This window comes from Paracerasibacillus soli (assembly GCF_042432965.1).
Lineage (GTDB): Bacteria > Bacillota > Bacilli > Bacillales > Amphibacillaceae > Paracerasibacillus > Paracerasibacillus soli.
Genome location: NZ_JBHLWL010000036.1, coordinates 1 through 13,631, shown reverse-complemented (window position 1 = coordinate 13,631; position 13,631 = coordinate 1). Strand labels below are relative to the sequence as shown.

12 protein-coding genes and 1 pseudogene are annotated in these 13,631 nt (G+C 35.9%); 1 reads left to right on the top strand and 12 read right to left on the bottom strand.

What is annotated here, in order from left to right:
* Positions 1–222 precede the first annotated feature (222 nt).
* The 12 genes from ACFFIS_RS10230 to ACFFIS_RS10175 form a co-directional block, all read right to left on the bottom strand.
* Positions 223–2,169: a heavy metal translocating P-type ATPase gene (locus ACFFIS_RS10230; RefSeq protein WP_390187355.1), complete on the bottom strand. Its 1,947-nt coding sequence runs from the start codon at positions 2,167–2,169 to the stop codon at positions 223–225.
* A 233-nt stretch (positions 2,170–2,402) separates the two neighbouring features.
* Positions 2,403–2,723: an ArsR/SmtB family transcription factor gene (locus ACFFIS_RS10225; RefSeq protein WP_320378259.1), complete on the bottom strand. Its 321-nt coding sequence runs from the start codon at positions 2,721–2,723 to the stop codon at positions 2,403–2,405.
* 235 nt (positions 2,724–2,958) lie between these two features.
* Positions 2,959–3,789, bottom strand: a complete 831-nt coding sequence (locus ACFFIS_RS10220) for a phosphoenolpyruvate hydrolase family protein (RefSeq protein ID WP_390187352.1) — start codon at positions 3,787–3,789, stop codon at positions 2,959–2,961.
* 1 nt (position 3,790) lies between these two features.
* Positions 3,791–5,017: a Tm-1-like ATP-binding domain-containing protein gene (locus tag ACFFIS_RS10215; RefSeq protein ID WP_320378258.1), complete on the bottom strand. Its 1,227-nt coding sequence runs from the start codon at positions 5,015–5,017 to the stop codon at positions 3,791–3,793.
* 97 nt (positions 5,018–5,114) lie between these two features.
* Positions 5,115–6,317, bottom strand: a complete 1,203-nt coding sequence (locus tag ACFFIS_RS10210; RefSeq protein ID WP_390187350.1) for a phosphoenolpyruvate hydrolase family protein — start codon at positions 6,315–6,317, stop codon at positions 5,115–5,117.
* Positions 6,318–6,541: 224 nt separating this feature from the next.
* On the bottom strand, positions 6,542–7,258 hold the full coding sequence (locus ACFFIS_RS10205) for a dihydropteridine reductase (protein ID WP_320378257.1): 717 nt from the start codon (positions 7,256–7,258) through the stop codon (positions 6,542–6,544).
* A 236-nt stretch (positions 7,259–7,494) separates the two neighbouring features.
* Positions 7,495–7,746: a copper ion binding protein gene (locus tag ACFFIS_RS10200; protein WP_320378256.1), complete on the bottom strand. Its 252-nt coding sequence runs from the start codon at positions 7,744–7,746 to the stop codon at positions 7,495–7,497.
* 210 nt (positions 7,747–7,956) lie between these two features.
* The gene (locus tag ACFFIS_RS10195) at positions 7,957–8,235 is read right to left on the bottom strand and encodes a glutaredoxin family protein (RefSeq protein ID WP_390187349.1); all 279 of its coding nucleotides are present in this window, start codon (positions 8,233–8,235) and stop codon (positions 7,957–7,959) included.
* A 15-nt stretch (positions 8,236–8,250) separates the two neighbouring features.
* Positions 8,251–10,710 (bottom strand): heavy metal translocating P-type ATPase, encoded by a 2,460-nt coding sequence (locus ACFFIS_RS10190; protein WP_320378255.1) that lies wholly within the window; start codon positions 10,708–10,710, stop codon positions 8,251–8,253.
* 27 nt (positions 10,711–10,737) lie between these two features.
* Complete coding sequence (locus ACFFIS_RS10185) at positions 10,738–11,193, bottom strand: CopY/TcrY family copper transport repressor (protein WP_390187348.1); 456 nt, start codon at positions 11,191–11,193, stop codon at positions 10,738–10,740.
* Between the two features lie 234 nt (positions 11,194–11,427).
* Positions 11,428–11,865: an NUDIX hydrolase gene (locus ACFFIS_RS10180; protein ID WP_320378254.1), complete on the bottom strand. Its 438-nt coding sequence runs from the start codon at positions 11,863–11,865 to the stop codon at positions 11,428–11,430.
* A 303-nt stretch (positions 11,866–12,168) separates the two neighbouring features.
* Positions 12,169–12,606 (bottom strand): GNAT family N-acetyltransferase, encoded by a 438-nt coding sequence (locus ACFFIS_RS10175; protein WP_320378253.1) that lies wholly within the window; start codon positions 12,604–12,606, stop codon positions 12,169–12,171.
* A 617-nt stretch (positions 12,607–13,223) separates the two neighbouring features.
* Between ACFFIS_RS10175 and ACFFIS_RS10170 the strand changes: the two are divergent.
* Positions 13,224–13,631 (top strand): annotated as a pseudogene (locus ACFFIS_RS10170) (transposase); the annotation flags it as partial.

The window sequence follows — 13,631 nt, the reverse complement described above, 5'->3', positions numbered from 1 at the left end:
TTCCAACATTCAGTTTGGAGGTTTGTAGTGCGAGGGAATAGGTGGATTTTTCCTAAGAAATATGAAAAAAGGAAAAGTTGTGAGGGGAATTCACGTACGTTATCACAATTGGTCGTGAAGATCCAAATCCGCAATTAAAAATGAGGCTGGACATAAGGGTCTGACACTTTCGTTTTATCCTAGCCCCATTTTCATGTATTGCGACATCTACGCTGAACAAATTCAGTCGTTTACACCTTTTAATAATCTTAATCCGTTAAAAATAACTGCCAATGTACTACCTTCATGAAAGATTACCGCTAGAGTCATATTCATTTGTCCAATAAGATTTGAAATAACCAAAAGAATCACCACAGCTAAAGCAAAAATGATATTTTGCCACACCACTTTGCGAAGCTTCTTGGCAAGTTTATGTGTGTAAGCGAATTTTGATAAATCATTTTTCATTAATACGGCATCGGCAACATCAATTGCAATATCTGTTCCTTCCCCCATCGCAATTCCGATATCTGCGGTCACTAGTGCTGGTGCATCATTCACCCCGTCACCAACCATTGCCATTACCGGATAGGTTTCTTTTAATTCCGATATAATCGCGGCCTTTTCATCTGGCATGATATTTCCGCGCACCTCATCAATATCTAATTGACGACCAATTGCTTCACCAGTACGTTTTGCATCCCCCGTGATCATAACAGTATGGATATGCTCGCTTTTAAAGTATTGAATGGCTGCTTTTGAAGTATCTTTAGGTACATCCTGAATAGCAAGCAAAGCAAGTACTTCTTCATCTGTTCCAAAGTATACAACTGTCTTTCCTTCGCTTTCAAAGACATCCGTTTGCTCGCTAATATCTTTTGGAATAATATGATAGGAATTCGGCTTTCCGATTTTGAACGTTGTTTTTCCAGACGTCGCAATTAATCCTACTCCGACAATATTTTCTACTTCGAGTTCATTTGGCACAATGGCATCATAGTGTTTTATAATAGCTTGGGCAAGTGGGTGATTCGATTTACTTTCCATTGATACAATTATTTCCTCAAATTTTCTCTGCTGTGCTTCAGTTACCTCTTTTCCAAAATATACTTCCGTTACAACTGGCTTTCCTGTTGTTAATGTACCTGTTTTATCAAAAGCAACAGCTGTTAAATCAGAAAGATTAGATAAGTAAGATCCACCTTTAAATAATACGCCTCGTTTCGCTAAATTACTAATTGCTGAAAGTGTCGCTGGTATATCAGTAACCGCTAGCGCACAAGGAGATGTGGCGATAAGAAAAACCATCGTCCGATAGAAACTATCATAACTTGACCATTGGAACACAGTGAAACCTAGTAAAAAGAAAATTGGTGTTAATAACAAAACAATCGTAACATAAACAGGCTCAATTTTTTTAATCAATGCAGCAGTTTTCGAAATATTACTTTGTGTTTGACTTACCAATTCAATAATTTTAGAAATAACGGTATCTGAACTATCTTTTGTTACTTCCATTACTAAAGTTCCCGCACCATTCATGGTACTGCCGTATAGCATATCCCCGGCGTTTTTCTCAACAGGGATACTTTCACCTGTAATCGACGACTGATCAACAGCACTACTACCCGAAATGACAATTCCATCTGTCGGAATCTGATCGCCATTTAAAACAGAAAGTTTATCTCCTACCCGCAATTCAGCAACATCGACTATTTCAGTTTTTCCATTTTCAATTAATCTTCTTGCAGTAGTGGGGTTGATTTTAATTAAATTCGTAATCTCTTTATTACTTTTATCCTCAGCATAATGTTCTAAAAAGTGAGCACCACCAAAGATAAGGATTAATAATGCCGCCTCCATATATTCACCAATAATTACAGCACCAACAGCTGCTAATGTCATTAGTATATGAATATTCGGCATAAATCTCTTTCTATTCATCGTTTGTTTAACAGTATCTAAAAATCCTTCAATCATAATGTGATAACCAGACAATACTAATGAAGCAAGATATAAGCTTGTTTTCAATGTTCCTTCACTTACAAATAGCGCAATAAAAAAAGCAACTAGACCAGTGAAAAACAGAATAACTTCAATTTTGCCACCGTGGCTATGATCGTGATCATGGGAATGATCGTCATCATGAGAGTGGCCGTGACTTTGTGCATCAGCTATTAATTTACTCATCATATATATCTCCTTTATCTATATAATAATTACTTTTTTTGAATTTGTAACCTTATATGGTTGTCATTATTAGTGTATTAATTCTAACGTAATAACAATGTATGAACATATAATCATATTATGAACATAATAAAATATATGCTCCCGGAATAAAATTGTTTACCTACTTTTTCTTCTCTTTTCGGGAGCCAAAAAAACAATACTTTTTGGATGATTGTACTTAAAAAACAATATTAAGTATGACGAGCGTGTGCAATCATTTGTTCTAGGATCTGTATGACGTGTTTATCATCATGTGAGTAAAACATGGTTGTACCAGCACGGCGATTTTTTACTAATCGTAAATTTTTTAAAAAACGTAGCTGGTGTGAAACTGTTGATTGACCTAAATCTAATATATCAGCTATTTCATTTACGGAGCATTCCTTTTGATAAAGAAGATGCAATATTCTTATCCGTGTTGGATCACCAAGTGCTTTAAAGGTTTGGGATACAATAAATAATGTTTCTTCATCTAAATCCGCTTCCATTATATGCTTTTCCTTTTCCTCCATCAACCACTCACCCTTCCTTATATGAACATATTATCATATATACATTTTATAAACAACGTATTGTACCAATGATTTTTAAAGCCCCGCTGGATGCCTATTCACAACTGCTGCTATTCTTTTAATACTACTGTATCTGTCTTTCCCAATGAGCGCTATAATAGATAACTAAACAAAGGAAAAAGACTGAATCACAGTTCGATCCAGCCCCATTTTATATACGTTCTACCACAAATCATTATTTATTTATTTTTTTAAATGCCTCGGTTTGCTCTTTGATTCCTTTTTCAGCTGCAAATCTTTCAATACTTGATGCACCAAAAAATCCTACAATTCCATCAACTTTATTAATGACATATTTAGCATCTTCTGGTTCAGCAATCGGACCTCCATGACAAATAACTAATATATCTGGATTAACTGCTCGACCTGCATTCACAATACCTTGAATACGTTCGACACAATCATCTAAAGTTAAAGCAGTTTTTGCACCGATCGTACCTTTTGTTGTGAGCCCCATATGTGCAACGAGTACATCTGCGCCTGCCTTAGCCATCTTTGTTGCTTGTTCTTCATCAAATACATATGGAGTAGTAAGTAAGTCTAGTTCATGTGCTTGACGAATCATTTCAACTTCCAAATCATAACCCATACCAGTTTCTTCTAAATTCTGACGGAAGACCCCATCAATCAACCCGACAGTTGGGAAATTTTGTACCCCACTAAATCCTTGGTCTTTTAATTGTTTTAAAAATACATCCATCACTCTAAATGGGTCCGTACCATTTACCCCTGCAAGTACTGGAGTATGTTTGACAACTGGCAAAACTTCATTTCCCATATCTTGAACAATTTGGTTAGCGTCTCCATATGCTAATAATCCTGCCAAAGAGCCACGTCCTGCCATTCTGTAGCGGCCAGAATTATAAATAATTAACATATCTGCTCCACCAGCTTCACTACTTTTAGCTGTTATACCTGTTCCGGCACCAACACCAATTAATACTTCACCATTTTCGAATCTTTCTCTAAAACCTTTTAATATTTCTTCTCTCGATAATGTGATCATTTCAATTTTCCCCTTTCCTTTTCTCTATTAGTTGAATTAACTTTTCAGCTGCTAATTCTGCAAATTCCTTGTCATTGACATGTAGATTTTCTTCCATTATTTGAATTTTATTTACGTCAATTCTTTCCTTTAGCGTGCTTATCAATGCTTGATCTTCTTCCGGACCGTAAAATTGCTGACCTTCTATATCTAACCCCGAAAAGCCTTTCAACGGAAGCATTAATGCAGTATATCCATTTGATTGATTCAATCTATCAGCTATATGCTTGCCAATGAATTGATTTTCCTCAACCGTAGTTCTCATCAACGTAACTGTTGGGTTGTGTTGGTAAAAATTCCTTCCATCAAATTGTTTAGGCACCGTATTTCTTGGTCCAAAATTCACCATATCTATCGCGCCAACAGAAACTACTTGCGGTAGCCCTGATTTAGCCGCTGCTTCTAAACGATGAGGGCCTGCTGCTAAAATGCCACCAACGGTTTCATCCGCCCATTCCGTTGTAGTAATATCTAGGACTCCTTCAAAAAAGTCATTTTCAATTAAATGTTCCATTGTTTGTCCACCAATACCAGTAGCGTGAAAAATCAACACTTCGTATCCCCTTGCCTCTAAATAATCCTTAGCATAGTTAATACAAGGAGTTGTGAGTCCAAACATCGTTGCCGCAATTAATGGCTTATGCTCTAATTCCATTTGGTGTTCAAACTGAAGCATCCCACAAATAGCGAATACAGCATTTGTAAATATTTTTGTAGAAATCGTATTGAGACCAGCTACATCAACTATAGATGGAATCATGACGATGTCACTCGTTCCCACATAAGGTTGCGTATTTCCAGAAGCTACAGTAGATACCATCACCTTGGGAACACCAATTGGTAATGCCCTCATTCCCGGTGTAGCTATTGAAGTGCCACCTGTTCCTCCAAATGATAAAACACCATGAAACTTATCCTCTTTATATAATTTTGGGAGTAAAATTTCCATCCCTTTTGACAGTACTTCTGTTGCATGTGCACGGTCCTTTTGCTCCACAATTTTTTTAATATCTTCTCCAGCAGCTAATGCAATATCCGCATTGGATACATCTGGAATGAACTGTGGTTCAAAAACACCTGAATGGATAGTGAATGTATTAAAACCTAAGGATTCGATTAACTCCTTCACAAATAGAAATTCTTTTCCTTTAGAATCAAATGTTCCGATTAATGCTATTGTCTTAGTCAAACATATCACTCCCTTTTCAATCTTTATATACGGTAATCTCTCCTACAAGTTCTATGTTAACGCTTCCAGATTAAAAAATATATGAGCTTTTGTTTGTTTAACTTGTCGTTATGTTTGTATTAATGAATTCCCGTGGAGACATTCCCTTCCGCTTCTTAAAAATCTTACTGAATTGGGAGTAATTGGGATAGCCAACCAACTCTGCAATAGTCGTCAGTGGCAACTTCTTTTCTTGGTAAATTTCTAACGCACGGTTTAGTCGAAATTCTATTAAATAATCAGTAAATGAAACCCCGACATTCTTTTTAAATAAAGTACTTAAGTACGATCTTGATATATGGAGGATATCTGATATTTCATTTAAAGATATTTCATCCTTGTAGTGGAGACTTACATATCTTTTTATAAAATCTATGTAATCATCAGATGTAGTAAATCCACTAATGATTTTCTCAATAAGTTCCTCATATTTTACATCATTCGTCTTTTTAAAGGATTCTGTTACTTGTAAAACAACTTGTTCTGCAGGTATTCTTTCGAAAACAGAACCACCAATGTAACCATCAATATTTGTTCCATCATATATAAATTGCACATCAACAGGTTTATTCACTGGCCCACCATAAATCATTTTTATAACCTTTGGATTCTTTGCTGTCACTACTTCAAAGATTTCCTTAGCTAAACTCCTTGCCGCTTGCAATGACTGGATTTGTTTTGAACCGAGTTTTCCCCCAGTCGTTAACCCTAAATGCAGGCAAATAACATCTGCCCCCGCTTCAACCATCTGAATGGCTTGTTCTTTATTAAACACAAAAGCAACAGTAAACAATCCCAATTTATTTGCAATCGAAATACTTTTCACTTCTTGCGTATATGAAACACCTTGTTCTTCTAATGCCTCTCGGTATAAGCCATCAACGAGTCCGATTGTTGGATAGTTATTAACACCAGCGAAACCTTCTTCCTTAATTTGCTGAATAAACTTTTCCATATTTTTCGTTGGATCTGTAGACATGAGGCCAAAGATAACAGGAATTTTGGTTCTTGGAAGTAATTCCTTCAATCCAAACTCCATTACGGTATCGTTACTATTTAAAAATGGAAGATATGCAGCAAGAGAACTTAATCCCTTTTGACGAAAGTAACCAGAGCTCAATGCTAAAATAAAATCAGCCCCGCCTTCTTCTGCATATTTTGCAGTTAAACCAGAACCTGCGGCTACTCCAATAATATGTCTATTTATTTTGATTTGCTTTCTAAGTTCCTCATTAATTTGTTCTTTTACAATAGGATTCACGCTTATCACACCATTTCAATTTTCACTCTTCAAATTGTTACTGTATAACATAATTTTAATTCCATACGCTTAATATCACAATTGGGAAATAAAGTAGCCTCTAGATTATTAGACGATAAAAAAAGCCCAATCGTCCTCTAATTAGTGAGGAATTAGGCTTTTATTTTTTAGCAATTGCATCCGTTATGAAATATTCCTTTTTATTGCGTAATACTAAGTTTTGCTTAAACAGACAAATCCAATGATAAAAAATTAGGTAATTGTTGTTCACGCTTATCGAGCATAATCTGTTCTGGTTTCATACCTTGTTCACGCAGAACTTCAATGTTCTGAACAAGGAATTCATCACTTCCGACCACATAGAAAAATCCTTCTTTATCTGCAGCAAGTTTTTTCACTTCTTCATAGTAGTCATGACGATTATCAACGAACTGAGACGTGAACTTCTTGTCAGGTGCGGATGCAAAAATATTAGTGAATAAGAAATCTCTTGATGAGTCAATATTCAGGGAATGAATGTGATTGACGTTGTCAGCACGTTCGAAATAATCGAGTACGAGTGGCCTGAATGTTGCAAGACCAACACCTGATGACAGTAGATAAACATTTTTACCCTCTCTTTTAAGTGGTACATTCGAATGGGTTTTAAATATCGCAACTTCATTACCAACTTCAAGTGTTCTTAAAATTGATTTAAACTCTGAGCACTGTTCCCTAATACGTGTTGTAATACCGATTGAACGCTCATGTGGTAAAGTGGAAATTGACATATGTCGAATTAAGCTGCGGTTTGGTTTATCTCCAGCATTGAAACCTTCTAGTGCAAAATGAGTGTGGGCACCTTCTTCCCATGTAAAGTCTTCCGGACAGTCCAATAAGTACGTTTTAACTTCAGGTGTTTCCTCAATAATCTTATTTATTTTAGTCCAGTATATTTTCATAATACATTCTCCTAACTATATGATGTATGTCGTTACTACCTAATATACACTAAATGATAATAATTCTCAATTAAGGGGAGCAGTTATTTCAGATAATTTATGTAAATTTAATTTGCAAATCAATGGGAAGGGAATTTGATACATGAGCGAAACAAAAGATCATATTTGTTTATGGGGATATTATGCTTGTAAATTAAAAAGATCGTGCTAATAACGCGCACGATCTTTTATTCTAATTAATGACAGCACGAGCACCCTGGACCATCTTCTTTAGTAGATTCCTCCATAACCTCATACCCTGAATCTTTAATAGTACCTTTGATATCTCCTAAATTAACCGTACCTTCATTAAATGTTACATTTACTTTTCCTTCAGAAAGTTGAACATCAACAGATTCCACACCATTTAATTTGCCCACATTTCCCTCAATTTTATTAACGCAAGATCCACATGACATTCCTTGTACATGAAGTGTTACTTGTTGCATATAAACTCCTCCTTTAAATTTTATTAATTTCAATTAGCGCATTACCATACCCCTGTAACGTATTGTAATTTGTTTTAAAAAACGCTATTCTTTCTAATAGCCTTTTAGGGGACAACTTCATCTATCTTTTTTACACCACCTCCTTAAAAGGACAGATAATTTCCTCTGGGGTAGGGCAAATATCAATTAAGATGAAAGGAATCATCAAATTTAATTTTTTAGCAAGCTAATTATTTCTTCCTTATTATTTTCAAAACCAATAAAATGTTTGACTAGCTTTCTCTTCCCGAATAATCCCTTTTTATAAAAAGCAAACATCGGCACAATTCGAGTTCCAGATATCATCTTCAAATCTTCTTCTAAACTAAGATCCTTGCTTACATCTTTATCAACATAATGAATTTTGTTAGAAGATAGATATTTTTTGGCGTCTTGGCAATCTGAACATGTAGGTCTTGTATATAATTCAAGTTCCAATTTATCTTCCATTCTAACCGCTCCTTTTTACTTCATTACAGATGGTTTAAATCGTTTTAAACGTAAAGCATTTACTAATACCGAAACAGAACTTAAACTCATTGCAGCTCCTGCAACCATTGGATTTAATAATGGTCCACCCAATAGATAAACAACTCCCATCGCAAACGGTATACCTAGGACGTTATAAGCAAATGCCCAGAATAAGTTTTGTTTGATGTTTCGAATTGTAGAGTTACTTAATTCCACAGCAGTCGGAACGTCCATTAAATCACTTCTCATTAATACAATATCTGCTGATTCCATAGCAACATCTGTACCTGACCCAATAGCTATCCCGATATCTGCTTGTGCAAGTGCTGGTGCATCATTGATACCATCCCCAACCATTGCCACTTTCTTTCCTTCACCTTGGAGTTTCTTCACTTCATTTGCTTTATCTTCTGGTAATACTTCACTTAATACACGATCAATTCCAACTTGCTTAGCAATAGCTTCTGCTGTACCTTTATTATCACCTGTAATCATCGCTACTTCGATTCCCATTTCATGAAGCTTTTCAATAGCTTTTAGGCTGTTTTCCTTCACTGTATCTGCAACTGCAATAATACCAGCAATTTTGTTATTGATTGCAATATACATAGGTGTTTTGCCTTGACTAGCAAAACTATCCGATGTGCTAGCAAGTTTACTTAAAGAAATATTGCGATCGTCCATTAGTTTTTTATTTCCAGCTAGCAACGTTTTACCGTCTACAGTTACTTCAATTCCATGTCCGGGAATAGCATCGAAGTTTTCTAACTTTATAAATTCCAAGCCTCTTTCTTCAGCACCTCTAACAATTGCTTCACCTAACGGGTGTTCAGAACCCTTTTCAGCCGAAGCTGTTAATTGTAGTAATTCTCCTTCTTTGACACCATTTACAGTAATAATATCTGTAACTTTTGGTTTACCTTCTGTAATTGTACCTGTCTTATCAAATACAATCGTTTGAACTTTATGGGTTGTTTCAAGTGCACCACCGCTCTTAATTAATACGCCGTTTTCTGCACCTTTACCAGTACCTACCATAATTGCAGTTGGAGTTGCTAGGCCAAGCGCACATGGACATGCAATAACTAAAACAGAAATGGTAATCGTTAAAGCAAAGAGTCCCGTTTGTCCTCCAAAATACCAAGCCAAACCAGAAACAATAGCAATGACAATAACGATTGGCACAAAATATCCTGAAATAATATCTGCCATTTTAGCAATCGGTGCTTTGGATCCTTGTGCATCTTCTACCAATTTAATAATTTGCGATAGAGCTGTGTCTCTACCTACTTTAGTTGCTCGATATCGGATTGTTCCATTCTTATTGATGCTAGCACCTATAACATGATCGCCTACATTCTTTTCTACTGGAATACTTTCACCTGTTAACATGGATTCATCGATAGATGTTATCCCTTCTACTACAACACCATCAACAGGTATTTTTTCACCTGGTTTAACAATTACAACATCACCTACAACAACATCATCAACAGAAATCTCTACTTCTTCCCCATTCCTTACAACAATTGCTTGTTTTGGAGCCAATCCCATTAATTTTTCGATGGCCTCGGATGTTTTCCCCATAGAACGAGCCTCAAGGTATTTACCCAATGTAATGAGGGTAAGAATTACCGCCGCAGACTCATAATACAAATTTCCTGCGTAACTCGCATGCCCTTGCCAAACTGCAACGGTAGCCCCTGAACTATATACGAATGCAGCACCAGTCCCCAACGCAACTAATGAGTCCATATTCGGATGTCCTCTAAATAACGTCTTAAATCCTACCGAGAAAAACTTCCATCCAAAAATGATAACCGGTAACGTTAAAATAAATTGTAAGAGTGAAAACCATTTAGGATGTATCGCCGGATTAATTACTTCTGGCAATGGCAAGCCCGCCATATGTCCCATCGAGATATAAAATAATGGAATAGTAAAAACTGCTGAACCCCAAAATCGTTTCCAAATTGCTTTTATTTTCTTTTGCTTTTTGTCCTGCTCCTCATTTGCTACTTCGGACGTTTCCGTATCTTCAATTGCTTCATACCCTGCATTTGATACCGCCTCTGTAATACCTGACATCGACACGATTGTCGGATCATACTTGACTGTCATTTTTTCTGTAGCTAGATTTACATTAGATTCCATAACACCATCTAGTTTCCTTGTTGCTCTTTCGATGGTTTGCACACATGAGGCACAGGTCATTCCCGTAATAGCAAATGTTTTTTGTTCCATATCTGTTATAGCCTTATACCCTGCCTTATCTACGGCCGCTTGAATATCTTGAATGGATACCGTATTCTCATCAAAATTTACATTCAGTTTTTCAGTAGCCAAGTTTACATGAGCTTCTTGTACACCTGGCAATTTCTTAGTTGCCTTTTCAACGTTCTGTACACATGATGCACAGGTCATACCTTCTATATTAAATGTTTTTGTCGCCATTTATTTTCAGCTCCCTCTCCTACTTTTCTACAAAGATGAACAGTTATGGTCACTACATTTACACTGACCGGGAATACAATTACAAGGGACTTCTTCAACCGCAACCTCTTTTTTTATTTCAAGCGCCTTTTCCAATCTCTCTATATCTTGAAAACTTAGCGTTGCCTTTGAAATTAAGTCCACTATTGTATTACCAACATCTTTATCACATATATTCTTGAAAACTTCATGGAGTGTACCTTTAACAAATTCACTTTCATTTATATTGGCGGAATAGATATACTTCTTCCCTTCTGCTTCTGTATGAAGCATTCCCTTTTTCACAAGTCTCCCAATAAAAGTTTTGGTGGTTGCAGGTTTCCAATCCATCTTTTGTTGTAATATCTCTACAATTTCTTTACTAGTTACTTGATCTTTCGCCCAAACAACACGCATTACTTCCCATTCAGAATCTGTAATTTTAGAATCTATTTCTGCATTCATGGCTTTCAATCCCCTCATGATTACATTTGTAATCGATTTGTGTAACCTTAGTTTACATTTGTAAATGATTATTGTCAAGGTATATTTTTGCCCTTTTTTCAGACTGCTATTATTCTCTAAAATAATAAGGTTCCTATTGTTAATAAAAACCTCATTAAAAAAGAGCTAATAGCAGGATTAGCCCTTTTTGCAATTTACTTATTTACTATTAAACCTTCCACTTCCTTAAGCATCTCATAAACACTCATTTGCACTCTTCGATTTCTCCGCTCGCCTAATACTCTCTTTTAAATAATCGGGGGCATTTGGGTGTTCATAGACTTGTCGAGCCGTCAACCAATTCACAGCCTCTACTTCATCTGGACTTTTCGGTCTTGCATTACCTGATTTATATTCACATAGAAAGACAATATCAACTACATTTTCACCTGTATCTGTAACAAATGATGTACTATGTATGTATTTTAGATCCTCTTTAACTTTTATATCTACTTCTTCATAAATTTCTCGTATGACCGTTCGTTCCAATATATCCGATGTATTCCCTTCTTGTTCCACTTTACCCCCAACAAGTGAAAGCAATCCACCTGCATGTTCTTCTTTTTTACTTCGTTCAATAATTAACCATTTATCATTTTTATAAATGGCACCCTCTACATTCACAATAAACACGTACATACCTCCCCAAATTAGATATTTAAGACTCCTTTTATTTTAACTATAATATATCTTATTCTGGATGAACCCAACTTTTCAGAACCCTCTTTTGCATGAGCATGTACATCTTCAAACAAATTTGTCATCATTTTTTAACAGCAAATTTTTTCTCAACTTTATAAATGAAAATATGCCCCCAATATATGATTGGAAGCACGTACAACATTACTTTTATTAACTATCAAGGATATCAACATGGCTTATCTTCTTATGTATTATTTTGTTATACTAATCTATCTGTTAGTGCAAATCCATTTATTATAATGGTAAACTCATAGAAACTGTTCTGATGGTAAAGCCCATTTTCTCATAAAGTTTAATAGCTTGATTACCCGCATATGCACTTAGACGAACCTCAGAGTATCCATTTTGCCTTAGTTCATCAACAGCAGTTCTCAATAATCGTTTAGAAATTCCCTTCCCTCTAAATTCCTCCAAAACAAATAATTCATAAATAAAGCCGTTCATCTTGTCAGTAAACTGCTCTCTACTTGCCCCTATAAGAATCCACCCTAGCAGTTTGCCTTCTTCAATTGCGATTAAATAATAGCTTCCTTTTTCCAATAATGGTTCAATAAGACTTTTAATTTTTTCTATTGTGGGTCTTACCTCACCTAATGTGCCATCGAATAAGGCTTGTGGGGAAAGCAGCATAATCTTTTCAAGTTCATAATCATCCGGTCTTCTAATATCCATGACAAAGTCAATCCCTTCAACACGATCTCGATTAAATTTATTTCTTATTAAACAAAACTGCCCGTTGGTTGGAGAACCGAATTCTCGCAATAATCTATATTTAGTATAACATATAATAAATATCCCCATTACAATTAGGAGGTTTGTATAATCAGGAACGGGTTCCTATTTTCTTTTTAGTCTGTTTTATCCTAACCATGATAGAGTGTAAATTTGCATAGCAATGATAAATTAGTTGCCGACTGTTTTAAAATCCATGGTGCACTATTACAGTACATGAGGTTTGTCTATTCATTAAAAAATCCCCCTCGGAGTAATATATTCACTGGGGGCCATTCCATTCTAATTTATCGGCTCTACCATCGCTGTAACAATTCAATTATTGCGTCTTGTTTATTACCACCCCATCCTTCCGAAGCTCTCCGTAGTGAATTCTTATCTATCTTTCCACCATATTCAAGAATGGCCTCGCAGACCTTATAGAATCCATAGTATGATCCAATTTCAAGAGGACTCCTACCAATTGAATCCCTTTTGTGGATAGGTTACACTTAGTTGGACAGATTCATTAAGGTCATATAAACTTAATTCATTAATAAGTCGGGAGAGAATTAATTATGGCCAAAAGAGAACGAAGAACATTCACCAAAGAATTTAAAGAACAAATTGTTCAATTGCATCTTTCAGGTAAACCTAGAAATGAAATTATCAAGGAATACGAGCTGACGCCATCTTCCTTTGATAAATGGGTTCGTCAGCATAAAACAAGTGGATCATTTGAAGAGAAGGACAATAGAACACCGGAGCAGGAAGAACTAATCAGGCTCCGCAAAGAAAATCAAAGACTGATGATGGAGAACGATATTTTAAAGCAAGCCGCGCTGATAATGGGACGAAAGTAGATGTGATCCGAAATAACCGTCACAAATACTCGGTATCAGCAATGTGCGCAGTCCTACAACTTCCAAGAAGCACGTACTATTATGAGGCGAAAGTACGAGATGTTCAAGATGAGGAATTAACAG